At 56.3% G+C, this 22793-nt stretch carries 23 protein-coding genes; 14 read left to right on the plus strand and 9 right to left on the minus strand.

From position 1 onward, the window contains the following. Window positions 1–12 precede the first annotated feature (12 nt). Both KFJ24_RS03105 and KFJ24_RS03110 read left to right on the plus strand, forming a co-directional pair. Window positions 13–1134: a tRNA-queuosine alpha-mannosyltransferase domain-containing protein gene (locus tag KFJ24_RS03105; protein WP_250829627.1), complete on the plus strand. Its 1122-nt coding sequence runs from the start codon at window positions 13–15 to the stop codon at window positions 1132–1134. 33 nt (window positions 1135–1167) lie between these two features. Then, complete coding sequence (locus KFJ24_RS03110) at window positions 1168–2133, plus strand: NAD(P)H-quinone oxidoreductase (RefSeq protein ID WP_434968030.1); 966 nt, start codon at window positions 1168–1170, stop codon at window positions 2131–2133. A 30-nt stretch (window positions 2134–2163) separates the two neighbouring features. Here the strand turns inward: KFJ24_RS03110 and KFJ24_RS03115 are convergent, their stop codons facing one another. Next, complete coding sequence (locus KFJ24_RS03115; protein WP_250829629.1) at window positions 2164–3189, minus strand: NADP-dependent oxidoreductase; 1026 nt, start codon at window positions 3187–3189, stop codon at window positions 2164–2166. A 239-nt stretch (window positions 3190–3428) separates the two neighbouring features. Beyond that, window positions 3429–4346 carry a DUF1853 family protein gene (locus tag KFJ24_RS03120; RefSeq protein WP_250829630.1) on the minus strand — a complete coding sequence of 306 codons (918 nt, stop codon included), beginning with the start codon at window positions 4344–4346 and terminating at the stop codon, window positions 3429–3431. A gap of 85 nt (window positions 4347–4431) precedes the next feature. Here KFJ24_RS03120 and KFJ24_RS03125 point away from each other — a divergent pair, with 85 nt between their 5' ends. The 3 genes from KFJ24_RS03125 to KFJ24_RS03135 all read left to right on the plus strand — a co-directional run bounded on the left by KFJ24_RS03125 (window position 4432) and on the right by KFJ24_RS03135 (window position 6724). Beyond that, window positions 4432–4872 carry a VOC family protein gene (locus KFJ24_RS03125; RefSeq protein WP_250829631.1) on the plus strand — a complete coding sequence of 147 codons (441 nt, stop codon included), beginning with the start codon at window positions 4432–4434 and terminating at the stop codon, window positions 4870–4872. Window positions 4873–4980: 108 nt separating this feature from the next. Continuing rightward, a complete protein-coding gene (locus KFJ24_RS03130) occupies window positions 4981–6378 on the plus strand; it encodes a hypothetical protein (RefSeq protein WP_250829632.1) in 1398 nt (465 codons plus the stop codon). Next, on the plus strand, window positions 6350–6724 hold the full coding sequence (locus KFJ24_RS03135) for a hypothetical protein (RefSeq protein ID WP_250829633.1): 375 nt from the start codon (window positions 6350–6352) through the stop codon (window positions 6722–6724). The genes KFJ24_RS03130 and KFJ24_RS03135 overlap by 29 nt, the downstream gene beginning before the upstream one ends. 47 nt (window positions 6725–6771) lie before the next feature. Here the strand turns inward: KFJ24_RS03135 and KFJ24_RS18160 are convergent, their stop codons facing one another. Further along, on the minus strand, window positions 6772–7347 hold the full coding sequence (locus tag KFJ24_RS18160) for a cold-shock protein (protein WP_284709148.1): 576 nt from the start codon (window positions 7345–7347) through the stop codon (window positions 6772–6774). A gap of 226 nt (window positions 7348–7573) precedes the next feature. Here KFJ24_RS18160 and KFJ24_RS03145 point away from each other — a divergent pair, with 226 nt between their 5' ends. Further along, complete coding sequence (locus KFJ24_RS03145) at window positions 7574–7792, plus strand: SlyX family protein (RefSeq protein ID WP_250829634.1); 219 nt, start codon at window positions 7574–7576, stop codon at window positions 7790–7792. 21 nt (window positions 7793–7813) lie between these two features. Here the strand turns inward: KFJ24_RS03145 and dapE are convergent, their stop codons facing one another. Genes dapE through map form a run of 6 tightly spaced genes read right to left on the minus strand, consistent with a single transcriptional unit; the run spans window position 7814 to window position 14955 of the window. After that, window positions 7814–8950, minus strand: coding sequence for a succinyl-diaminopimelate desuccinylase (gene dapE / locus KFJ24_RS03150; RefSeq protein WP_250829635.1), 1137 nt, complete (start codon window positions 8948–8950; stop codon window positions 7814–7816). Beyond that, on the minus strand, window positions 8937–9965 hold the full coding sequence (dapD, locus tag KFJ24_RS03155) for a 2,3,4,5-tetrahydropyridine-2,6-dicarboxylate N-succinyltransferase (protein WP_250829636.1): 1029 nt from the start codon (window positions 9963–9965) through the stop codon (window positions 8937–8939). Before dapD ends, dapE begins: the two co-directional genes overlap by 14 nt. A 30-nt stretch (window positions 9966–9995) precedes the next feature. Further along, entirely contained in the window at window positions 9996–10343 is a 348-nt protein-coding gene (locus KFJ24_RS03160; protein WP_250829637.1) for an ArsC family reductase, read from the minus strand. Further along, window positions 10340–11542: a succinyldiaminopimelate transaminase gene (gene dapC, locus KFJ24_RS03165; protein ID WP_250829638.1), complete on the minus strand. Its 1203-nt coding sequence runs from the start codon at window positions 11540–11542 to the stop codon at window positions 10340–10342. The genes KFJ24_RS03160 and dapC overlap by 4 nt, the downstream gene beginning before the upstream one ends. Continuing rightward, complete coding sequence (locus KFJ24_RS03170; RefSeq protein WP_250829639.1) at window positions 11539–14184, minus strand: [protein-PII] uridylyltransferase; 2646 nt, start codon at window positions 14182–14184, stop codon at window positions 11539–11541. Before KFJ24_RS03170 ends, dapC begins: the two co-directional genes overlap by 4 nt. Continuing rightward, window positions 14185–14955 carry a type I methionyl aminopeptidase gene (map, locus tag KFJ24_RS03175; RefSeq protein ID WP_250829640.1) on the minus strand — a complete coding sequence of 257 codons (771 nt, stop codon included), beginning with the start codon at window positions 14953–14955 and terminating at the stop codon, window positions 14185–14187. 257 nt (window positions 14956–15212) lie between these two features. On the opposite strand from map, the gene rpsB reads away from it, so the two are divergent. The 8 genes from rpsB to rseP all read left to right on the plus strand — a co-directional run bounded on the left by rpsB (window position 15213) and on the right by rseP (window position 22759). Then, window positions 15213–15965 carry a 30S ribosomal protein S2 gene (rpsB, locus tag KFJ24_RS03180; RefSeq protein WP_250829641.1) on the plus strand — a complete coding sequence of 251 codons (753 nt, stop codon included), beginning with the start codon at window positions 15213–15215 and terminating at the stop codon, window positions 15963–15965. A gap of 95 nt (window positions 15966–16060) precedes the next feature. After that, window positions 16061–16930: a translation elongation factor Ts gene (gene tsf, locus KFJ24_RS03185; RefSeq protein ID WP_250829642.1), complete on the plus strand. Its 870-nt coding sequence runs from the start codon at window positions 16061–16063 to the stop codon at window positions 16928–16930. Window positions 16931–17113: 183 nt separating this feature from the next. Beyond that, window positions 17114–17842, plus strand: a complete 729-nt coding sequence (gene pyrH, locus KFJ24_RS03190) for a UMP kinase (protein WP_250829643.1) — start codon at window positions 17114–17116, stop codon at window positions 17840–17842. Between the two features lie 72 nt (window positions 17843–17914). After that, window positions 17915–18472, plus strand: a complete 558-nt coding sequence (gene frr, locus KFJ24_RS03195) for a ribosome recycling factor (RefSeq protein WP_250829644.1) — start codon at window positions 17915–17917, stop codon at window positions 18470–18472. Between the two features lie 69 nt (window positions 18473–18541). Then, the gene (gene uppS, locus KFJ24_RS03200) at window positions 18542–19312 is read left to right on the plus strand and encodes a polyprenyl diphosphate synthase (protein WP_250829645.1); all 771 of its coding nucleotides are present in this window, start codon (window positions 18542–18544) and stop codon (window positions 19310–19312) included. 22 nt (window positions 19313–19334) lie between these two features. Then, complete coding sequence (locus KFJ24_RS03205; RefSeq protein ID WP_250832541.1) at window positions 19335–20174, plus strand: phosphatidate cytidylyltransferase; 840 nt, start codon at window positions 19335–19337, stop codon at window positions 20172–20174. A 2-nt stretch (window positions 20175–20176) separates the two neighbouring features. Then, window positions 20177–21361, plus strand: coding sequence for a 1-deoxy-D-xylulose-5-phosphate reductoisomerase (gene ispC / locus KFJ24_RS03210; protein WP_250829646.1), 1185 nt, complete (start codon window positions 20177–20179; stop codon window positions 21359–21361). A 48-nt stretch (window positions 21362–21409) separates the two neighbouring features. Continuing rightward, window positions 21410–22759: an RIP metalloprotease RseP gene (rseP, locus tag KFJ24_RS03215; RefSeq protein WP_250829647.1), complete on the plus strand. Its 1350-nt coding sequence runs from the start codon at window positions 21410–21412 to the stop codon at window positions 22757–22759. The last annotated feature ends 34 nt before the right edge of the window (window positions 22760–22793 follow it).

Below are 22793 nucleotides of genomic sequence, written 5' to 3' on the forward strand. Positions count from 1 at the left end.
CAGAATGCGCCCATGCCCGAAAAGACACTTTCCCGAAAGCCCCGAATCCTGCTGCTTTCTGCCTATGACGCCGGAAGCCACCGGCGCTGGCGCGAACAGCTGGTGGCCAGTCAGCCGAAGTTCGAGTGGCATGTGCTTGCCCTCCCGCCACGATTTTTTCGTTGGCGGATTCGGGGCAATGCGCTGACCTGGCTGAATGAACCGCTTTTGCAGGAAGGCTGGGATCTCTTGTTGGTGACTTCCATGGTGGACCTTGCGTCAATCCGGGGTTTTCATCCGCACCTCGCCAACACGCCAGCGCTTCTTTACATGCACGAAAACCAGTTCGCGTACCCGGAATCCGAAGGGCAGCACGCCAGTGTAGACCCGCAAATGGTGAACCTTTATAGCGCCATAGCGGCCCGCGAGGTGCTGTTTAACAGCGACTGGAACCGGCGAAGCTTCCTGGCTGGTGTCGAGCGCTTGTTCAGAAAGTTGCCTGACGGCGTACCGGATGGAGCACTTGATCAGCTTGCCGCCAAATCCCGGGTCTTGCCGGTTCCCATTGAGGATCGCCTGTTTATGGACCGCGGCCGGCCATTGCAAAGGCAGTGCCCGCACCTGTTATGGAACCACCGGTGGGAGTATGACAAAGGCCCGGACAGGCTTGCTCTCTTGCTGGATGAGTTGGCCGACCTGGGGCAGGACTTCCGCCTCAGCGTTGTTGGCGAACAGTTCAGAAAACAACCGGACGTGTTCTCAACTATTCGCGAGCGGCACGGCAGCCGGATTGTAAACTGGGGTTTTCTGGCCAGCCGTTCCGATTACGACAAGCTGCTGACTGAGGCAGATATTGTCATCTCAACAGCCCTCCACGATTTTCAGGGATTGTCCATGCTGGAGGCCATGGCATCTGGCTGCCTGGCTTTGGCACCGGGTCGTCTGGCCTACCCCGAGTACGTGCCGTCGTCCCAGTTGTACGAGAGTCAGCCTGACGATCCGGTGGCCGAAGCCAAAGGCGCGGCGCGTGCTCTCGTCCGCTTATTGCGCAGCCCTGTGCCTTCGCGCCCGCCTTCCGGTTGGGGGTTGTCCCGGCTGTCAATCGCCTATGAAAATATCATCATTACAACCCTGGAAAAACATGGGGTATCCTGAACACATCGTTGGAATACTGAGAACTCAGACATGATGAAAGCCATTAAGGTAACCGGTGGCTCCCTCAGTTGGGCGCCCTGTGACGCGATTGAAGAGCTGCCGGCAAACCACGTTGAAATCGATGTTGTCTGGACAGCCATTAATCGGGCTGATTTGATGCAACGGGCCGGAATCTATCCACCTCCACCGGGTGCCTCGGACATTCTGGGACTGGAGGTAAGCGGCCGCATTTCGACAGTAGGCGAAGCCGTGACCGGGTTCAAGCCTGGAGATGAGGTTTGTGCACTTCTTACCGGCGGCGGTTACGCGACAAAGGTGATGGTTCCCGCGGTACAGGTTTTGCCAGTTCCAAAAGGGTATTCTCTGGAAAAAGCCGCGGCCATCCCAGAGGTGTTCGCCACCGCATGGCTGAATCTGTATCAGGAAGCCGGCTTGAAGCCTGGTGAGCGCATGCTGTTGCATGCTGCTGCCAGTGGCCTGGGCACGGCAGTGATTCAGCTTGCGACGGCGTTCGGCAATCCCGTTTTTGCCACTGCTGGCGACGAGAAGAAACTGGAAATCTGTCGCAAGCTGGGGGCCAGTGGTGTCTGGAATCGGAATGACGGGTCGTTCGTGGATGCGGTGAAGAGCTGGGGTGGTGTTGATATGGTGCTCGACCCCGTTGGCGGCGCCTACATTGCCGAGGACCAGAAAGTCCTGAATGTGGATGGCCGGATTGTTCTGATCGGTCTGATGGGTGGTCGTTCTGCGGAAGTAGATCTTGGTGTCATGCTGATAAAGCGTCACCGCCTGATCGGTTCCACGCTCCGGTCCCGGACGCTAGAGGACAAGGGCAAGGTAATGCAGGCACTGCACCAGCATGTCTGGCCTTTGCTCAGTGCCGGGCAGATTGAGCCACTGATTGACAGCACCTGGTCGATTGAGCAGGTTGAGGATGCCATGGCTTACGTGGCGGAAAACAGGAATACCGGGAAGGTTCTGCTGAAAATCGCTGAGTAGCCTTCCCGGGTGTTACGTGCCTGGCCGTAGTCAGTCCGCGATATGGACCAGTTGCTTGCCAAAGTTCTTGCCTTTCAACATACCTTTGAAGGCATCAACTGCGTTTTCCAGGCCTTCCGCCACAGTTTCCCGGTACTTCAGTTCACCGGCCGCGATGCGGGAGGTCAGAATGCTGGTGATTTCCTGATGCTTGTCCTGCCATTCGGTGACAAGGAAGAAGCGATGCTCGGGGACCGGGTCCAGGGCCTTGAGCACGTGGAACGGTGTTTCCACGCTGGCCATGTCCGTTGCGTTATAGGCGGACACAAAGCCGCAAATGGGCACCCGGGCCCCGTTGTTCAGTAGCGGCGCAACGGCGCGGGTTACGGCACCGCCAACGTTCTCAAAATAGATATCAATCCCGTCCGGACAAGCTGCCTTCAGGTCCGCTTCCAGATTTCCTGCCTTGTAGTCCACACAGGCGTCAAAGCCCAGTTCGTTGACTACGAAGTTACATTTCTCCGGGCCACCAGCGACGCCGACGACACGGCAGCCTTCGGTTTTGGCCGTTTGGCCGACGACCGTACCCACGGGACCGGATGCGGCAGAGACGACGACCGTTTCACCAGCTTTTGGCATGCCAACGTACATCAGGCCACAATAGCCTGTGCGGCCCGGCATGCCGGCAACGCCCAGGTACGTTTGCAGGGGAACGTTGTCCTTCTGGTGAATCTTGTAGACCATCGGAGCGTCTGCGGGGAAAGTGACATATTCCTGCCAGCCTGAATAACAGGTTACCAGATCACCAACCTTGAGCTTTTCGGATCTGGATTCCACCACCCGCGCCACGCTCTCGCCGACTATCGGCTCATCAATGCCGATGGGGTCCATATAGCCCTTGGCGTCATTCATACGTGGGCGCATGTAAGGGTCGAGAGACAGCCAGAGTATCTGAGCGACAACCTCGCCCTCGTTGGGCGTGCGCACCGGGCGCTCTTCCATCACCAGATCGCCGTCCTGAATTTCCCCTTGCGGGCGTTGCTTGAGTACAACTGCGCGGTTTTTATATTCGCTCACAAACTCTCTCTCCGGTTGCATAATGAAACCAGATTAGGGTGCAGGAGAAAGTTTCTGTGGTCAACCTCGCATCTGGAACTGCCGTTAAACGCGGTAGGGTTACATTCAATTGAGTGGTGGCTATAATCGTCAGCGCGCTCAGGATGAGCCAGTGCGACACATTTATCTTCAGGGACCGAAGGCCTTTCCGACCTGTTGCGGGGCCGATTGCAGCAGGCCATTATCGATGCAAGCGGTAATCAACTGTCAGCGTCTGACCCAGTAGGCCAGGAACGTGGAACGATGAATAATCGTCTTTGCTCACGCCACGTGTTGCTGGCCTGATCATACCCAAGCTCTGCAAACAGGCGAGGGATTTGATCCTGATTGATCAAAGTCAGTGCCGCCTTGGACTCATGCACTTGCGGGGATTCTGACTGGCGCCAGGGGCCAACCCAGTGCGGCTTGTGCAACTGTACCCAGGCTGAGGTTTCGGTCTCGCTGATCTCGTCGGCATATGCCCACCAGCCACGAAGGTGATTTGTGGGCGCGGTGCGTGGTGCAGAGATGGGCCGGCTCAAAGGGTAAAACAGATATCCGGGCATGAAAATCCGCGCCAATAGCGGACCGGTTATGTCGTGCTTTGCCAACAGCTCTAGTGTCTCGGGCTTTTGGGTGCGCTTGCTCTGGTGGTTGACCAGCCGGTCGCTCTTAAGGTCCAGCCGGTCCCGGGCGTTGGGCCCGAACCAGAGGGCTTCGCCGCCCGTGCCCGGAACGCCGAGATAATACTTGATGGCAATCTCGTGGTGTTCAATCCGGTCGTCTGTCAGGTTATGAACAACGAAATCGAGCTCGCCCAGCGTTTGCCCGTCAGACTGGATTTGCTCGTTTTTGAGCAGTATTTTCCAGCCGAGCAGGTCTGACAGCAGTACTTCATAAAGCCGCTCGAAGTAGAATCCGAGTCTCCGCTGGGGAGGCTCCCGGAGCAAAGCCGGTGCAGTCTCCGGTTTCTGGTCCCAGCCCTGGAGTATTTCCAGATAATCGGGGGGCAGGTATTGGCCGGGCTCAAAGAGGGCTGAGGTAGTAATAAGCTGGGGAGCATTGCATAGCCAGGCGAGGTGCCTGACCGCCGGGTGGCTGAACGAGAGAATTTCTTTGCTTGAGGTGTTTGCATCCATCTGGACAGAATACCGTAAACTAGCGTCAAGGTAAGGGTGAGCAGTTGCCCTTGGATTAACCACCGATCTATGCACAGGAGCCGTTATGCAATACCTCCATACGATGATTCGGGTCAGTAATCTGGATGAGACCCTGCATTTTTTCTGTGGCCTGCTGGGGATGAAGGAGATCAGTCGTAAGAGCAGCGATAAGGGCCGGTTTACCCTGGTGTTTCTTGCAGCACCTGAAGATGAAGATCGTGCCCGTCAGGATAGGGCTCCGATGATTGAACTCACCTACAATTGGGATCCCGAGGAGTATACCGGCGGCCGCAATTTTGGCCACCTGGCCTACCGGGTGGATGACATTTACGCCCTTTGCGAGCATTTGCAGGCCAACGGCGTCACGATCAATCGCCCGCCGCGGGATGGCTATATGGCTTTTATCCGTTCGCCGGACAATATCTCTATTGAACTGCTGCAGAAGGGTGAGGCGTTGCCCGCCAAAGAGCCCTGGGCCAGCATGGAGAACACCGGCACCTGGTGAGCAGAATCAGGCTGGATGAACCTGATAGTGGTGGCGTGAAGTCATTCGCCGCCAAAATGAGATTGCATCAGGACGATGCGATCCGGAACTGAAAACATGGAGAGTTGCATGGAAGACTGGCAAGGATGCCTGGCCCCTGAGTGCCAGACCGCCCTGGTGCGTGCCAGGGAGAGCGTTGACCACCGTGGTGGCAGTGCTATTACCGCTGAAGATTTCCTTCTTTCATTACTGGATACCTGCGCTCCGATTACGCGTTTCCTTCGTGTTTGGGGTGTGGATATGGATGAGCTGGTCCGTACCATTCAGTGTGAACAGCCAATTGTGACCGAAGTTGTCGGGGAAGGACGGCTCTCCTCCCAGCTAATCTACTGGCTCGCCGCGGCCCGCCAGGTTTGTGAGGCCCCTTGGCTGGATTGGCCGGTCCTGCTGGAGGTCCTGACTCACAAGGCTGAGCGCCTCCAGGGCAAGGCCTATGTCGCTGTACTGGAACTGGTACCGAGCTGGGCCATCCGGAAGGACCCGGGAGAAGTGCCCGTGATCGAGAGCCATGCCCGGGCACCCATTGTCGTCACCGATCCGGACTGGTTGGAGTTGGTGGAAGATGTCGCGGTCACCTTATCGGCATTGGCAACCGGCCTTGTCTGGGTTCGTGGCGAGCGAGGTATGGGAAAGTCATCGTGGCTGCAGTGCTTGCTCTCGTCGCTTGAGCTGGATTTCGTGGAACTGGATCTCCGTCGTGAGGCGGAGGTAATGGCCAGCGATTTGCCCGCGATACCCTCTTGCGAAGAATGCCGGCGCTGGCCGGTTCTGGTCCTGGACAACACCTCACCGGCAGACCTTCTGGCGTTGATGCAAAGGCCAGGCAGCGTGTCAGCTGAGCTGGTTGTGAGCTGGGAGGGCAGCATCCTCTTGCTTGGGCCGGACTCTAACTCGGGCGAAGAACGGATCCTCGAACACTGGCTGGGCAGGTCCCTGGAAGTGTTTGATATGCCAGTATCAAGCCCCATCCAGCGCAAGGCGATACTTACTGCACATCAGGCGGCCATTGAAAAGCAGTGGAATATTGAGTTGCCGTTGGCAGTGATTGACTATGCCGCGAGTCGCCGTATCCGTTGTGTGACTGCACCTGGTGGCATGCTTCAGTGGGTTGAGCGGGCTGCAGCCAGGCTGGACATGTTTGCCAGGCATGGTTCGGTAGAGTCGCTGGCGCTTGCGGGTCAGGCCGGCACCTTGCGCCGCCAGAGTCTGGTTGCGCTGGCACGTGAGGAGACCATGGACGGCCTCCGGCGTTCACTGGATGCAATCCACTTGCAGAAGGCCGCTGCCGAAGTTTCGTGGTATGAACGAAAGTCGGCGGGTGCTTTGCGTCTCCTCTCGATTGAGGATCTGCGCCGGGAACTGGAACGTTGGGTTGCAGCGCGCCCCGGGCCAGTTCACTATGTTCTGCATTGTGATCAACAGGATGGAGATTCAGCGGGTGCAGGATCTGGAAATTTACATCCGTGACCTCGAAGCAGGCGCGGTTTCTCATTGGCTAGAGAACCACTTGGAAAACCTTGAGTTGGATGACAGCGAGGTATCTTCGGTCAGCAAGGGCTTTGGCTCATATGAGGGGGGGCGACTGAGAATATCCCTTTACCCCGGCGCGTTCGGAAAGCGCTTTACCTGTCTGGTGATTGAAGGGGACCAGTTGCCCTGGAGCACTGATCTTGATTGCGCGCGAAGTGCGTGGCGCTTGATGGAGACAGAAATCCGTTGCAGTCCGGGGGACTGGAAGGAGGGGGAGCCAGTTGAGGATGAGAAATGGTGGCGCCTTGATCACCGGGGCGAACAACAAGTCGTCTGGAACTAGAAAAGGCAGCCCTCGGGCTGCCTTTTCCAGTAGACGCCAGACAGGTTTCAGTCACTCAGGATAGACACATTGTCTGCCTGCAGGCCTTTGTCTGCTTCAACAACACTGAAGCGTACCAACTGACCCTGGCGCAGAACACGACGACCACGGCCGCGAATGGCGCGGAAATGAACAAAAACTTCATCACCGCTGTCGCGAACGATAAAGCCGAAGCCTTTCTTGACGTTAAACCACTTTACGGTACCTTCTTCATCACCTTCCGGGCTGTTCTCGTCGTAGTCGCCTTCGTCATCATCACTGAAGCTCTGGTTCTGCTGCTGCTTCTGGTTCTGAGAGCGAGTACCTGCGCCGGATGAGCTGCGCTGTGCGTTTTTCTGTTTGGCTGACAAGGCGATAGCCAGGAAGCCGGCCAAGGCGAAAATCACCAGAGCAATGATGTACGCGGCGATACCCTGGGCACTGCCAAGTACGAACGATGTGTTACTGGCCAGCTCATTCGTCTGGGATTGCGAGAGGATCTGAAACAGTTCCGGTGTAAAGGAAACCAGCAGGAAGCCGAGGATAAACGGTGCGGGAATAGCGATCATAATAGCAACAAGGATCGCTTTGGCTGGATTACGCATTGACTGAGATTTCTCCATTCTTGTAACGCTAACGATAAAAACCGGATATCGGGTAAAATCGCACATCCGGTCGATGAAAACCGCCAGACTTCCTGAACATGGAAGCGCCAGCGGGCAAAAGCGGCATGATACCAGATTATCCCGAGCGCTGACCAAACGGATAGTGTGGCGGAGTCCCGTCAGTCACAATCTTCAACCACCTTTGTATGGGAGTTTCAGTAGCCAAATGAGTCAGAAAGACCTGGAAGCACGACTCGATGACCTGGAAACGCGGCTAGCGTTTCAGGATGACATCATAAATACACTGAGCGAGCAGGTGGCAAAGCAGGAATTGGAGCTGCGCGAACTTTGGGAGGCGAAGCAATTGATGCACAAGCAGCTTAAAGAAGTCTCCCCCTCCAACATCAAACGCGAGGAGGAGGAAACGCCCCCTCCTCACTATTGATCGCTGAAAGGGGGCTACAGGCTAGGCGAGCAGTTCGATCAGGATCTGTTCGTAGATGTCGGACAGAGTGTTCAGGTCCTCGGCTTTAACGCACTCGTCCACTTTATGGATAGTGGCGTTAATGGGACCAAGCTCCAGAACCTGAGCGCCGGTTGGCGCAATGAAGCGGCCATCAGACGTCCCGCCAGATGTCGAAAGCTCAGTCTCCCTGCCAGTCACCGTGCGAATGGCATCCTGGCTGGCGGAAACCAGCGCACCTCTGTCGGTCAGAAATGGTCTGCCGCTGAGGTGCCACTGCAGCTCGTATTTCAGGTTGTGACGATCAAGAATGGCAACCACTCGTTCTTCGAGGCTTTCCGCGGTGTTCTCCGTGCAATAACGGAAGTTGAAATGCACGAGGCACTCACCGGGGATGATATTGCTTCCCGTCCCAGCTTCCATCCTGGTGATCTGGAATGTGGTAGGCGGGAAGAAATCGTTGCCGTTGTCCCAGAACTCGTTGGCCAGGGCATCCAGGGCTGGCGCCACAGTATGAACCGGGTTCTCTGCCAGGTGCGGATACGCCACATGCCCCTGAACGCCATGCACAGTCAGGTAGCCGTGGAGTGAACCGCGGCGACCGTTCTTGATGACATCACCGACCTCATGGGTGCTGGATGGCTCACCGATCAGGCACCAGTCGATCTTCTCATTTCGGGCTTCCAGGGTTTCAACAACCTTCACTGTACCGTGTTGGGCGGGGCCTTCCTCATCACTGGTAATCAGCAGGGCAATGGATCCCCGGTGATCGGGATACGACGCGACAAATCGCTCACAGGCAGTGATAAAGGCAGCGAGGCTGCCTTTCATGTCTGCCGCACCACGGCCATAGAGATAGCCCTCCTTGATGACCGGATCAAATGGAGGGTGGCCCCAGTTTTTCTCCGGCCCGGTGGGCACTACGTCGGTATGTCCTGCAAAGGCCAGAACCGGACCCTCCGAGCCCTTGCGGGCCCAGAGATTATCAGTGTCACCAAAACGGAGATGCTCGCCTGAAAAGCCGAGCGGTTCCAGCCGGGACATCATCAAATCCTGACAGCCGGCATCATCCGGTGTTACGGACTGCCGGCTGATCAGGTCAATGGCGAGGTCAAGAGTTGGAGAATCAGTTGTTTGCATGCAGCTCTTCGTTCAGCTCAATGGCGGACTTGTTGGTTTTGCACTCTACGGCGCCGGTCTGGCTGTTGCGACGGAACAGCAGGTCTTGCTGGTTGGCCAGATCCCGGGCCTTGATCACTTCCACCAGCTCGTTGTTGTCGTCCAGCAAGGCGACTTTGGTACCGGCAGTGATGTAGAGGCCGGCTTCAACCTTGCAGCGGTCGCCCAGGGGAATGCCGATACCTGCATTGGCGCCAATCAGGCAGTTCTCACCAACGGCAATGATGATGTTGCCACCACCGGACAGCGTGCCCATGGTTGAGCAGCCGCCGCCGAGGTCGGAACCCTTGCCAACCATGACGCCAGCGGAAATGCGGCCTTCAATCATGCTGGTACCTTCAGTGCCGGCATTGAAGTTGATAAAGCCTTCATGCATCACGGTGGTGCCCTCACCGACATACGCGCCGAGACGGACCCGAGCGGTATCCGCAATGCGAATGCCTTTGGGCACTACGTAGTCGGTCATTTGCGGGAACTTGTCGACAGACTTCACTTCCAGGGTACGGCCTTCAATCCGGGCCTGAAGTTGGCGGTCCGACAGCTCAGCCAGGTCGATCGCGCCTTCGTTGGTCCAGGCGAGGTTCGGCAGCAGGCCAAAGATGCCATCCAGCTTCAAACCGTGGGGTTTGGCCATGCGATGGGAAATCAGGTGCAACTTCAGGTATACCTCGGGGGTGCTGGAGGCCGTATCATCGCTGTCCAGAATGGTCACAACGACGGGGCTTTTGCTGTTCGCAGCTTTTTCGGCGAGTGTTGCCTGGTCTGTCTGACCTGCCTGCCGCAGGGCATTTGCAAGCTGGCTGAGTGTTTCGGAGGAGGCGCTGATGGCCTGGTTACCACCCTGATAATCAACGACGTTACGAACCACTTCCATCAGGGTGTTATCGGGTGTCATGACCGGCTGCTGGTAGAATACTTCCAGCCATTCGCCCTGTTTGTTCTGGGTGCCGATTCCGATACCGAATGCAAAGCTCATCAGGTCGTTGCTCCTATAAATTCGTCAGATTTAAGCGTTGGAAAACTGTTTGGCCCATTCATCGGCCTTGAAGCCGACAGAAACAGAACCTTCATGCTCGACTACCGGCCGTTTAATGATCGAAGGGTTCTCGAGCATGATGTCATGGGCGGATTGGGCGCTAATGGTATCACGAACCTCGTCAGGAAGTTTGCGCCAGGTGGTGCCACGGCGGTTGATCAGGATTTCCCAGCCGACAGCTTCTTCCCAGTTACTCAGCAGGGCATCATCCAGCCCGTCTTTTCTGAAGTCGTGAAACTCGTAGGCGATGCCTTGTTCATCCAGCCACTTTCGGGCCTTTTTGACGGTATCGCAATTCTTGATGCCGTAGATCTTCATGCCTTGTTTGCCTTTACAAATTCGACGATGCGTTTTGCTGCTTCTACGCATTCTTCCAGAGGAGCGACCAGGGCCATGCGCACCCGGTTCTCTCCCGGATTGTGGCCATCCACTGTTCGGGAGAGGTAGCGCCCGGGAAGCACGTGCACGTTCTGCTGGGCAGACAGGTCGCGGGCAAAGGTCTCGTCGTCCATGGGCGTTTTCGGCCATAGATAGAAGCCTGCGTCCGGAAACTCGACATCCATGACCTCGCGAAGAATCGGTACCACTGCTTCAAATTTCGCGCGGTAGGCCGCCCGGTTCTCTCGCACGTGATCCTCATCCTGCCAGGCTGCAATGCTGGCCAGCTGATTGTGGATCGGCATGGCGCAGCCGTGATAGGTGCGGTACTTCAGGTAACCTTTGAGGATACTGGAATCTCCGGCTACGAAGCCCGAGCGGAGCCCTGGCAGGTTGCTGCGCTTGGACAGGCTGTGGAACACCACGCAACGGGCGAAATCATCCCGGCCGATCGCCGCACAGGCCTGGAGCAGCCCTTCAGGGGGATTGTTCTCGTCCGGATAAAGCTCCGAATAACATTCGTCGGAAGCGACAATGAAATCGTGCCGATCAGCCAGCTCAATCACTTTCACCAGGATCTCGCGGGGGATCACTGAACCACTCGGGTTGCCCGGGGAGCACAGGAAGAGTACCTGGCAATCTTGCCAGACGGTTTCTGGCACATTGTCAAAATCAGGAATGAACCCGTTTGATGCGTCACAAGGCAGGTAAACCGGCGTGGCTCCCGCCAGAAAGGCTGCCCCTTCATAAACCTGATAGAACGGATTCGGGCTGACAACGGTTGCTTTGTCGCTTGTGGCCACAACGGACTGAACCAGCGAAAAAATACCCTCCCGGGTGCCGTTAACCGGAACGATATTCTCCGCCGGGCTCAGCGATCCGGGCTTGAGGTGGAAGCGACGGGTAGCCCATTGACTGATTGCTTCGCGCAACTCGTCGGTGCCTTTGGTGGTCGGGTAGTTTGCGAGCTTGTCCAGATTATCTGCGATAACCTGCTTCACGAATCCGGGCGACGGATGCTTGGGTTCTCCGATTCCCAGGGAAATAGGCGTTAGATGCTCGGGTGTGGAGATGCCGGCTTTGAGCTTGGTCAGTTTCTCGAAAGGGTAGGGGTGGAGCCTGTCCAGATTTGGATTCATTGAATATCGTCCAGCATTTTACAGAGGTCTCGCTGCAGGTCGTGGCACTTCCCGGGGTCGCGAAGAGGTTCGCCGTTTTCGTCCGTGACAAAAAATACGTCCTCAACCCGCTCGCCCAGCGTGGCGATCTTTGCGTTGGCCAGACGTACCCGGTGTTCAAGGAGTACCTGCCCGATTCTGGCCAAAAGGCCGGCGCGGTCAGGGGTAATAACTTCCATGACCGTACGCTGGTTGACCGTATCGTTAGAGAAGGTCACCTCGGTCGGGAAAGCAAAGTGCTTGAGTTGTCGGGGAGTTCGTCGGTGAATGATGTTCGGATAGTCGTCCGGATCATCCAGTTCCTCGATCAACCGGGTGCGCACCCGCTCCTTGCGGGCCGGGTCTACTCCCAGGGGCTGACTCTGATCGTCCAGAACCACGTATGAGCTGATTGAGCACGGGCCGGCGCTTGAACTGATTCTCGCATCTACGATGTTCAGGTTGAGCTGTTCCAGAACGGCGGTAGTCGCAGCGAAAAGTGCGACCCGATCCTTCATGTAGATAATGATCTGTGAGTAGCCATCGGTGGGCCCACCCCGGGTGTCGCGTATCAGGACCAGTGGATCGGGGTTGTCCCCATGTCGGATAATGGCGGCGGTTTGCCAGGCAATATCCACCGTGGAGTCCTGCAGGAAGTAGTCCTCATCCACCGTTTCCCAGATGCGGTCGATCTGTTCGTCGGTCATGTTCTGGGCGTGCAGGATCTCTCTCGCTTCTGACTGGGTCGCACTGACCCACTCATGGCGGTTAACCGGTGTTTCGGTGCCACGACGAAGAGCCCGCTTGGCCTCAATGTAAAGCTGGCGAAGCAGGGATGCCCGCCAGGTGTTCCACAGTTTCGGATTGGTGGCGCTGATATCGCACACCGTTAACACATACAGGTAATCCAGGTGTGCCTGGCTGGGAACGGACTGTGCGAAGTCGTGAATGATATCCGGATCTGAAATGTCCTTGCGCTGTGCTGTCATCGACATCAGCAGATGATTCTCTATGAGCCATGAAATCAGCTTGGTATCCCGCTCACTGAGATGATGCCTCTCGCAGAAAGCCTCGGCATCGATAGCACCGAGTTCGGAATGATCGCCACCGCGACCCTTGGCGACATCGTGATAGAGGCCGGCAATGAACAGGGTCTCGAGTTTTGGCAGCCGGTGGATCAGGCGCGAGGCCAGGGGGTACTCAGATTGGGCTTCGGTGCCGCCAAGCCTGACCATGTTCCGGATGACACGCATTGTGTGTGCGTCGACCGTATAGATGTGAAAAAGGTCGTGCTGCATCTGGCCGATGATCTGACCGAATTCCGGCAGGTAGCGCCCCAGCACGTTGTACTTCTTCATGGCGGACAGCGTCTGATCCAGAGAATGCGGTGTCCGCAACAACTCCATGAATAACGTGGTTACTGCCAGATCGCAGCGGAACGCATCGTCAATCAGGTGGCGGTGCGCCCGCAGTGAGCGGATTGTGGTCGCCCGGATCCCCTTGATTTCCGGGTGATGGGCCATCAGCACAAAGATCTCCATGATGGCGTAGGGGGCGTAGGCGAATACCTGATTGTTTACCGCCTCTATATAGAGGTTGCGCATCTGGAAGCGCTTGTTGAGCGGCTGGATGTCATCTTCGGTGCCAGTGCCCAGAATTGCCTCGTCGTAGTATTGGAGGATCACATCCGTGAGCTCGGCCAGTGCCAGTACCGTTCTGTAATAGGATTGCATCATCAGCTCAACGCCGAGACGCTTGCCCTCGTCCCGGTAACCAAGCATCTGGGCCAAAGCCCTCTGGTGGTCAAACAGGAGCCTGTTTTCGTTGCGGTCTGCCAGCAACTGAAGGCCGTAGCGCAGCTGCCAGAGGAAGGTCTCACCCTGGAACAGAATCTGGTGCTCTTCCTCGGTGAGAATGCTGAAACGGGTCAGGTCAGCGATATTTTGAAGGCCGAAATGCCGCTTGGTGATCCAGCCGATGGTCTGGATATCCCTCAGGGCTCCCGGGGAGCCTTTAACGTTGGGCTCAAGGTTGTATTCGGTATCGCCATATTTGTTATGGCGCTCCCGCTGTTCTTCCCGCTTCGCGATGAAATAGTCGCGGTCGCTACTTACGTTGTCGGAATAGACCTGTTCGCTGAGTTCGTGGCGAAGCTCGTCGGGGCCAGCAATTGTGCGCGTTTCAAGCAGGTTGGTCAGGATGGTGACATCTTCGCGTGCCGCTTTCTTGTTTTCTTCAATGCTGCGGACACTGTGGCCGATGTCGAGCCTCAGGTCCCAGAGCAGAGTTACAAAGGCACCGAGATCTTCGTGCCAGCTGTCTTCAATGCCGGCTTTTGTCAGAATCAGCAGATCAATGTCGGAGTGGGGGTGCAGTTCACCCCGGCCGTAACCGCCAACTGCAACCAATGCGATGTCAGGTGAGCTGGAAAAGGGGTACCGGTTCCAGGTCAGTCGCAGGACCGTGTCGACGGTGTCGGCCCTGGACTGGACCAGGGCGCGAACATCTGCGCCCTGGCGGAACGCTTCGGCGTCGGAATTGTACCTTTCCCGTAGCAGCTCTCGGGCAGCTGAAACGGGGGAGACGTCGTTGCTGATGCGGGATTCCAGCTCGCTCAGGTCCACTTAGAAGGACTCTTCCAATCGTTTGGTGAGAACCTCGTGGCCATCAGCGGTTACAAGAATAGTATGTTCCCACTGGGCGGAAAGCTTGTGATCCTTGGTAACCACAGTCCAGCCGTCCGGCAGCAGTTTGGTCTGGTACTTGCCCTGGTTAATCATGGGTTCAATGGTAAATATCATACCTTCTTTCAACTCCAGGCCAGTGCCGGGTTTGCCGTAATGCATGACCTGAGGCTCTTCATGGAACACCTTGCCGATACCATGGCCACAGTAGTCACGTACCACCGAGTACCGGTGTTTCTCGGCATGTTGTTGAATCGCATGGCCTATATCACCGAGACGGGAGCCCGGTTTGACCAGTTCAATACCTTTATATAGGCATTCCTGGGTAATCTGGATGAGTCGCTCGGTTCCGGGCTTCGGTTTTCCGACTATCCACATCTTGCTGGTGTCACCGTGGTATTCATCTTTAATGACGGTTACATCAATGTTGAGGATATCTCCTTCCTTCAGGATTTTCTTCTCTGAAGGAATGCCGTGACAGATAACGTGGTTCACAGACGTGCATACGGACTTCGGAAAGCCCTTATAATTGAGAGGAGCCGGAATCGCCTTCTGTTCATTCACGATGTATTCGTGACAGATTCGGTCGATTTCTTCGGTGCTGACACCGGGCTTGATGTGCTCATCAATCATTTCGAGAACTTCTGCGGCCAGGCGGCCGGCTACGCGCATCTTTTCAATTTCTTCCGGAGTCTTGATCGATACCTGCATCGGGCTTCCCATTGATTTGTATCAAAACGGCATTTTAAGGGGCTGAGTGACTTGGTACAAGGAAGGTTGCTCGCAAAAATAATGGCGTTTTCGGGCCGGTTTATGGTATAAACGCGCCCGCCGGAAACGAATCCGGCAAATTCACACACGTGTCGGCACGTTGTCCCAGGGTGCCTCCCTTCATGTAATTAGAATGAGGGCGGGTTGGGTCAATCGGACGCGTGGAGGACTAACCCGAAGCTAAAAAGGTAAATATCATGGCTCAGGTAAATATGCGTGACCTGCTAAAGGCAGGTGCTCACTTCGGTCACCAGACTCGCTACTGGAACCCGAAAATGTCGAAGTTCATCTTCGGCGCCCGTAACAAGATTCACATCATCAACCTTGAGCAGACTGTTCCTGCCATGAACGATGCGCTGAAATTCGTTCAGCAGCTGGCAGAGAGCAAGAACAAGATCCTGTTCGTTGGTACCAAGCGTGCCGCGGCCAAGATCGTCAAGGAAGAAGCAGAGCGCGCTGGCCAGCCGTTCGTTAACCATCGCTGGCTTGGTGGCATGCTGACCAACTACAAGACCATCCGCCAGTCTATCCGTCGCTACCGCGATCTGGATGCCCAGAGCAAAGACGGTACTTTCGATAAGCTGACCAAGAAAGAAGCTCTCGAGCGTACCCGTGAGATGGATAAGCTTGAGCGCTCCATTGGCGGTATCAAGGACATGGGCGGCCTGCCGGACGCACTGTTTGTTATCGATGTTGACCACGAGCGTATCGCTATCAAGGAAGCCAACAAGCTGGGCATTCCTGTAATCGGTGTTGTTGATACCAACAGCGATCCGGACGGTGTTGACTACGTAATTCCGGGTAACGATGACGCCATTCGTGCGATCCAGATCTACGTGAAAGCTGTTGCTGACACCTGCATGGATGCGTCTCAGTCTGCAAGTTCAGGCGCTGACGAGTTTGTCGAAGTCAGTGAAGACGCTGAAGGTGCCGCTCCGGCCGCTGAGTAAACCCTCAGCTTCACGTTTGAGATGTACGGTATGCCCGAATATTTTTCCTCGGGCATACCTTCCTACCGAATTCGGAACAGTTAAGAGGATTGAACATGGCTGCAATTACCGCTGCAATGGTCAAAGAGCTGCGTGAGCGTACCGGTCTTGGCATGATGGAGTGCAAGAAAGCACTGGTAGAAGCCGAAGGCAGTGTTGATGACGCAATTGAAGAGCTGCGCAAGTCTTCCGGCCTGAAAGCCGCCAAGAAAGCTGGCCGCACCGCTGCTGAAGGCGCTTCACTGATCAAGATTTCTGACGACAACACCGTTGCGTTCATTCTGGAGGTTAACTCCGAGACCGACTTCGTTGCCCGCGATGACAACTTCATAAACTTCGCCAACGATGTGCTGGGCGTGGCTTTCGAGAAAGGCGAAACTGACGTTGCCAAACTGATGGAAGGCGATCTGGAAGCCAAGCGCGAAGCGCTGGTTCAGAAGATCGGCGAGAACATCACTGTTCGTCGTGTCATTAAGGTTGAAGGTCCTGTTGTTGGTGGCTATGTCCACAGCAATAGCAAGATCGCCTCTGTCGTTGCCCTGACTGCCGGTGACCCGGAAGTGGCTCGCGATATCGCCATGCACGCCGCTGCCGTTAATCCGCGTGTGGGCAAGCCGGAAGATATGCCGGCTGAAGAGCTCGAGAGAGAGAAAGACGTCATCAAGGCCCAGCCGGATATGGAAGGCAAGCCTGACGAGATCGTTGAAAAGATGATGGGCGGCCGCATCAAGAAATTCCTCAAGGAAAACAGCCTTGTTGAGCAGCCTTTCGTCAAGAATCCGGACCAGACCGTCGGTGAACTGATCAAGTCCGCTGGTGGTGAACTGGTCACTTTTGTTCGCCTGGAAGTGGGCGAAGGCATTGAGAAGGAAGAAGTAGACTTTGCTGCCGAAGTTGCTGCTGCGGCTGGCACAAGCAAGGCCTGATCCTTCGTTCGGCACTGCAGGGTGTTGTTTGCAGTGCTACCTGAGTCTGCCACGTTAGCCGGGAATTCCCGGTTTTCGTGGCGGGCTTGTATCTGAGATACCCCTTTTCGAGGAGTATGTCAGATACAAGCCTGCGACGCGTATCACGCCGGATAGCAGCCAACAGACGAAAAGGGGATCACCATGCCGACATCATCGAAAACCCAGCCCAGATACAAGCGTGTTCTGCTCAAGCTCAGTGGCGAGGCCCTGATGGGGGAGCACGAATTCGGTATTGATCCCAAAGTTCTTGACCGTATGGCCCTCGAAATTGGTGCCCTGATAGGCATCGGTGTTCAGGTCGGGCTGGTTATTGGGGGTGGCAACCTGTTCCGCGGTGCTGCACTGAATGCGGCCGGAATGGATCGAGTGACGGGTGATCATATGGGCATGCTGGCCACCGTGATGAACGGTCTGGCAATGCGGGACGCTCTTGAGCGTTCAAACATCCGTACCCGGGTCATGTCTGCCATACCCATGAGTGGTATTGTGGAGCACTATGATCGTCGCCGTGCGGTCCGCGATCTGAAAGACGGTGATGTGGTGATTTTTTGTGCCGGTACCGGTAACCCCTTTTTCACCACTGACTCTGCAGCGTGTCTGCGTGGCATTGAGATCGAGGCTGACGCGGTACTGAAGGCGACTAAGGTCGATGGCGTATACTCTGCGGATCCGTACCTGGATGACACCGCGGAAAAGTACGACTACCTGACGTACGATGAGGTGCTGGACAAGAAACTGGGCGTGATGGATCTGACGGCCATTTGTCTGGCCCGCGATCACGGCATACCGCTGCGGGTCTTCGACATGAATCGTGCCGGCGCGCTGACTCGCATCGTGACAGGTGAAAAAGAAGGTACACTGATTGAATAATATGGTTTTCTGGCCCCTTCTGTTAAGGGCCAGAGCACGGAATGTTCTGACGAACGAATTGAGGATGCTGAAGTGATTAACGACATCAAATCGGAAGCCGACAAGAAAATGCAAAAGAGCCTGGAGGCTCTGCACTCGGCCTTTAACAAAATCCGCACGGGTCGAGCTCACCCGTCGATTCTGGACAGCGTTACGGTCAATTACTATGGCCAGGAGACACCTCTGAAGCAGGTGGCCAGTGTGAACGTTGAGGATAACCGGACACTTGCGGTTTCTCCCTGGGAGAAAAGCCTGGTTCCGACCATTGAGAAGGCCATCCTGGCTTCCGACCTGGGGCTGAACCCTGCAACCAGCGGCGACCTCATCCGTATACCGATGCCCATGCTGACTGAGGAAACCCGCAAAGAGATGGTCAAGCAGGCGAAGGCCGATGCTGAGCATGGTCGGGTTTCTATCCGCAACGCACGTCGTGATGCCAACAGCATGATCAAGGAGTTGCTGAAGGACAAGGAAATCACCGAAGACGACGAACGTAAAGGTGAGGACGAAGTCCAGAAGCTGACCGACCGTTATATCGCGGAAGTCGAGAAGGCACTGAAAGCAAAAGAAGAGGATCTGATGGCGGTTTAATCGCCAGGATTCACTTGCATGCGAACGATACGGCCGGCCAAGAAGTGCTCCGGCCGGACAGGGGATTTCATGACGGGAACTGTATCCGCAGAGATTCCGGAGTCGGCTGATAGTCGGCCCCGGCATGTGGCCATCATCATGGACGGTAACAACCGTTGGGCGAAGTCGCACCGGCTAACAGGAGTGGCGGGCCACAAGGCCGGAGTGGATGCGGTCAAGGCTGTGGTGGAAACATGCGCCCGGGAAGGCGTCGAAGTGCTTACCCTGTTTGCGTTTTCCAGCGAGAACTGGCGTCGTCCGAAAGACGAGGTGACGGCGCTGATGCGGTTGTTCCTGTTTGCCCTCGAGCGTGAAGTCCGCAAGCTGCATCGCAATGATATCCGGCTCAGAATTATTGGGGATCGCTCAGCTTTCAGTCCTGCCTTGCAGGAGCATATGGAGGAGGCTGAGGAACTCACTCGCAATAATACCCGCATGACCCTGGTGATTGCTGCCAACTACGGTGGCCACTGGGACATCGCCCAGGCCTCGCGGCAGGTGGCTGCGCAGGTTCGGAGCGGTCAGCTCGAGCCATCTGACATTACCGATGATCTTATCCAGCAACACCTGAGTATTGGCGATCTTCCGATGCCGGATCTGATGATTCGTACTGCGGGCGAGCAGCGAATCAGTAATTTCATGCTCTGGCACCTCGCCTACACCGAGCTGTACTTCTCCCCGGTTTTCTGGCCGGACTTCAAAGAAGACGAGATGCGCAAAGCCTTGCAGGCATATGCCGGGCGCCAGCGCCGTTTTGGCCAGACTGACGATCAAATTGCTGCCAAGGCCGCACAACAATAACGAAACGATAGCGACGCTCACTGTGTTAAAGACCCGGATTATCACTGCACTCATCCTGGCGCCGATCGCCATCGGTGGTATCTTCTTCCTGCCGCCGCTGGGATTTGCCCTGTTTACCGGGGCCATCATTACTGTTGGGGCCTGGGAATGGGCCAATATGTCCGGAATTGAAGGGCAGGGTGGCCGGGTAGCCTACGCAGCCGTCATCGCGGCACTGCTCTGGGGGTTGCTCAACACCTCGGCTTTAACCGTGCTATGGCTGTCAGTGGTCTGGTGGTTCATCTGCTTTTTGCTGGTTCGAGGATACCCGTCCGGCTCCGACCGGTGGGGAAGTTTGCCGGTCAGAGCGATTATGGGGCTGTTTGTCCTGGTGCCTGCGTGGGTGGGCCTCAACCATTTGAGAATGGGGAGCTTTCAGTTCGGCGATATCACCAACAACCTCTGGGTGATCCTCTACGTTTTCTGCGTGGTTTGGGTTGCGGATATTGGTGCCTATTTTTCCGGTCGCGCCTTTGGTAAAGCCAAACTGGCACCCCGAGTCAGTCCGGGTAAATCCTGGGCGGGAGTCTGGGGTGGCCTCTTGGCCGTCGGCGTCTTTGCCGTAATTGTCAGCACCCTTGCTTCTGCCAGTGTTGTTGAGACCCTGTTGCTGGTGGTCGCGAGCCTCTTGACCGGCCTGGTCTCGGTACTGGGTGATCTGCTGGAAAGCATGCTCAAGCGATTTCGTGGCATTAAGGACAGCAGTCAGCTGTTGCCTGGTCACGGCGGGATTATGGATCGCATCGACAGCCTGACAGCCGCGATCCCCATTTTCGCCCTGATTATTACGCAGCTTGGCTGGCTGACAGCCGGACACTGGTGAGTATGGTAGCGCGACGCCTCACGATTCTCGGAGCGACGGGCTCTATTGGTCTCAATACGCTGGATGTTATACGGCGACATCCGGATCGCTTTTCTGTCTACGCCCTGACCGCCAGTACCCGGGCTGAAGAACTCGCAACCCTGTGTCGCGAGTTTTTGCCGGAAGTCGCTGTGATGGCGGATCCCGCCGCAGCCGACAGACTTGCCGGATTGCTGTCAGACCTGCCCGACATTCGCGTACTCAGCGGCCCGGAGGGGCTCTGTGACGTTGCTTCCGCCCCTGACGCAGATACAGTGATGGCATCCATTGTTGGTGCGGCGGGCTTATCCCCGACTTTGTCCGCCGTACGATCCGGCAAGCGGGTACTGCTGGCTAACAAAGAAGCGCTGGTGATGTCCGGAAAGTTGTTCATGGACGCAGTGGCTGCCTCCGGGGCAGAGTTGCTGCCGATCGACTCTGAGCACAACGCCATATTCCAGTGCATGCCCGCTGACAAGGTTCGGGATCCCAAGGGTGCGGGTATCACCCGTATTCTGCTGACTGCCTCGGGAGGCCCTTTTCGGGAGTTCAGCGCGGAGTCCCTGCGCTCTGTGTCTCCGGAGCAGGCCTGTGCCCACCCCAACTGGTCCATGGGGCAGAAGATTTCTGTGGATTCCGCGACCCTGATGAATAAAGGTCTGGAGCTGATTGAGGCCTGTTGGCTGTTCAACACGACGCCGGAGCGAGTGGAAGTTCATGTGCACCCCGAGAGTATTATCCATTCGATGGTCGAATATGCGGATGGCTCGGTGCTGGCGCAGCTAGGCAGTCCGGACATGCGAACGCCCATTGCCAATGGTCTGGCGTGGCCCGAGAGAATTGAAGCTGGCGTTGCACCGCTTGACCTGTTTGCGATCGGGCGTTTTCATTTCGAACCGCCCGATCTGGTACGTTTCCCATGCCTGCGGCTGGCCGCTGAAGCCTTCGAGACCGGAGGCACTGCGCCTGCAGCCCTGAATGCAGCCAATGAGGTGGCCGTAGCGGCTTTTCTCGCTGGTAACCTGTGTTTTGCCGATATCCCCGTTATCATAGAGCGGACACTGGCAGCCACGTCTGTGGCACCTGCTGACAGTTTTGATACGATTTTTGCCAAGGACTCCGAAGCCCGGAAGCGTGCCCGGGAACAGATAGGTCTGCTAACTGTCTGAAATGCGCGACAGTTTTCTGTCGTGCCTTAGCCACTAACCGGGAATGCTATGCAGATTATCGAATCCATTCTGGCGTTGGCGCTCACTTTGGGCATCCTCGTAACGCTCCATGAATACGGCCATTTCTGGGTGGCCCGCCGCTGTGGCGTAAAGGTTTTGCGGTTCTCGGTTGGCTTTGGTAAACCTCTTTTCTCCTGGTACGACCGCCATGGCACAGAGTTCGCTGTTGCTGCCATCCCTCTGGGCGGATACGTCAAAATGCTGGATGAGCGGGAGGGGCCTGTTCCTGAAGATCTCAAAGACCAGGCCTTCACCTCCAAGTCACCCTCAAAGCGAATAGCGATCGCTGCTGCCGGGCCGATTGCCAATTTTATCTTTGCGATTTTTGCCTACTGGGTGCTGAGCGTTGTTGGTGTGACGTCCGTCGCTCCGATTGTTGGTGACGTTTCGCCGGACACGGTCGCACAGCGGATGGGGCTGCGCGAAGGAATGGAGATCCATGCGGTCGACGGCCATCGCGTCAGCTCCTGGCGGGACGTCAACATGCGCTTGCTTGAGCGGGCGGGTGAGCAGGGCGAGATTGCTATTGATGTCACCAGTAACGATGCGCGCGGCACCATTACCGGAGCGCTTGATGGCTGGCGGTTGAATGATGATACGCCAAATCCGTTGAGCGAATTTGGGATCACGCCCTGGCGCCCTGATGTGCCGGCCATTCTTGGTCAGCTTTCCGATGGCGGTCGAGCTAAGCAGGCCGGGCTTGAAACCGGTGATCAGATAATGGCTGTAGACGGTGAGCCTGTGGCGAACTGGTTTGAGCTGGTGGATTACATCCAGAGCGCGCCAGAACAGACCCTCGAAGTAACCCTGAGGCGTGATGGCGCCGAACGCTCGATCCGGGTTAGACCAGAGGCAAAGACCCTGGAAGATGGTAAGGTGATCGGCTTTGTGGGAGCGGGTGTTCAGTCGGTCGAATGGCCGGATGACGCGCTCCGGGATATCAGTTACGGTCCGCTTGCGGCCATTCCTAATGCGCTGAGTGAAACCTGGTCGGATACGCGGCTAACGCTGGTAGCCATCAAGAAAATGGCCACAGGGCTGCTTTCGCCCTCGAACCTCAGTGGTCCGATTACAATTGCGCGGGTGGCTGAGGCCAGCGTGAGCTCTGGATTCGAGGACTTTGTGCGCTTCCTTGCGTATCTCAGTATCAGTCTCGGTGTGCTCAACCTCCTGCCGGTCCCCGTTCTGGATGGTGGTCACATTGTCTACTACACCATCGAGGCAGTTCGGGGTAAGCCTGTGTCCGATGCGGCTCAGGCGCTTGGATTACGAATTGGTATGGCATTGATTCTCACATTAATGGTGTTTGCTCTTTACAACGACCTGATGCGGTTGTGAGAATTGCGGGCTCCTTACGCGCATTAACCAGGCG

This window comes from Marinobacter sediminum (genome assembly GCF_023657445.1).
Classification (GTDB): domain Bacteria; phylum Pseudomonadota; class Gammaproteobacteria; order Pseudomonadales; family Oleiphilaceae; genus Marinobacter; species Marinobacter sediminum_A.

Coding starts and splice junctions, on each gene's coding strand:
- KFJ24_RS03105 (WP_250829627.1), top strand. CDS start 13: ATGCCCGAAAAGACACTTTCCCGAAAGCCCCGAATCCTGCTGCTTTCT.
- KFJ24_RS03110 (WP_434968030.1), top strand. CDS start 1,168: ATGAAAGCCATTAAGGTAACCGGTGGCTCCCTCAGTTGGGCGCCCTGT.
- KFJ24_RS03120 (WP_250829630.1), bottom strand. CDS start 4,346: ATGGATGCAAACACCTCAAGCAAAGAAATTCTCTCGTTCAGCCACCCG.
- KFJ24_RS03125 (WP_250829631.1), top strand. CDS start 4,432: ATGCAATACCTCCATACGATGATTCGGGTCAGTAATCTGGATGAGACC.
- KFJ24_RS03130 (WP_250829632.1), top strand. CDS start 4,981: ATGGAAGACTGGCAAGGATGCCTGGCCCCTGAGTGCCAGACCGCCCTG.
- KFJ24_RS18160 (WP_284709148.1), bottom strand. CDS start 7,347: ATGCGTAATCCAGCCAAAGCGATCCTTGTTGCTATTATGATCGCTATT.
- KFJ24_RS03145 (WP_250829634.1), top strand. CDS start 7,574: ATGAGTCAGAAAGACCTGGAAGCACGACTCGATGACCTGGAAACGCGG.
- dapE (WP_250829635.1), bottom strand. CDS start 8,950: ATGCAAACAACTGATTCTCCAACTCTTGACCTCGCCATTGACCTGATC.
- dapD (WP_250829636.1), bottom strand. CDS start 9,965: ATGAGCTTTGCATTCGGTATCGGAATCGGCACCCAGAACAAACAGGGC.
- KFJ24_RS03160 (WP_250829637.1), bottom strand. CDS start 10,343: ATGAAGATCTACGGCATCAAGAATTGCGATACCGTCAAAAAGGCCCGA.
- dapC (WP_250829638.1), bottom strand. CDS start 11,542: ATGAATCCAAATCTGGACAGGCTCCACCCCTACCCTTTCGAGAAACTG.
- map (WP_250829640.1), bottom strand. CDS start 14,955: ATGCAGGTATCGATCAAGACTCCGGAAGAAATTGAAAAGATGCGCGTA.
- rpsB (WP_250829641.1), top strand. CDS start 15,213: ATGGCTCAGGTAAATATGCGTGACCTGCTAAAGGCAGGTGCTCACTTC.
- tsf (WP_250829642.1), top strand. CDS start 16,061: ATGGCTGCAATTACCGCTGCAATGGTCAAAGAGCTGCGTGAGCGTACC.
- pyrH (WP_250829643.1), top strand. CDS start 17,114: ATGCCGACATCATCGAAAACCCAGCCCAGATACAAGCGTGTTCTGCTC.
- uppS (WP_250829645.1), top strand. CDS start 18,542: ATGACGGGAACTGTATCCGCAGAGATTCCGGAGTCGGCTGATAGTCGG.
- ispC (WP_250829646.1), top strand. CDS start 20,177: ATGGTAGCGCGACGCCTCACGATTCTCGGAGCGACGGGCTCTATTGGT.
- rseP (WP_250829647.1), top strand. CDS start 21,410: ATGCAGATTATCGAATCCATTCTGGCGTTGGCGCTCACTTTGGGCATC.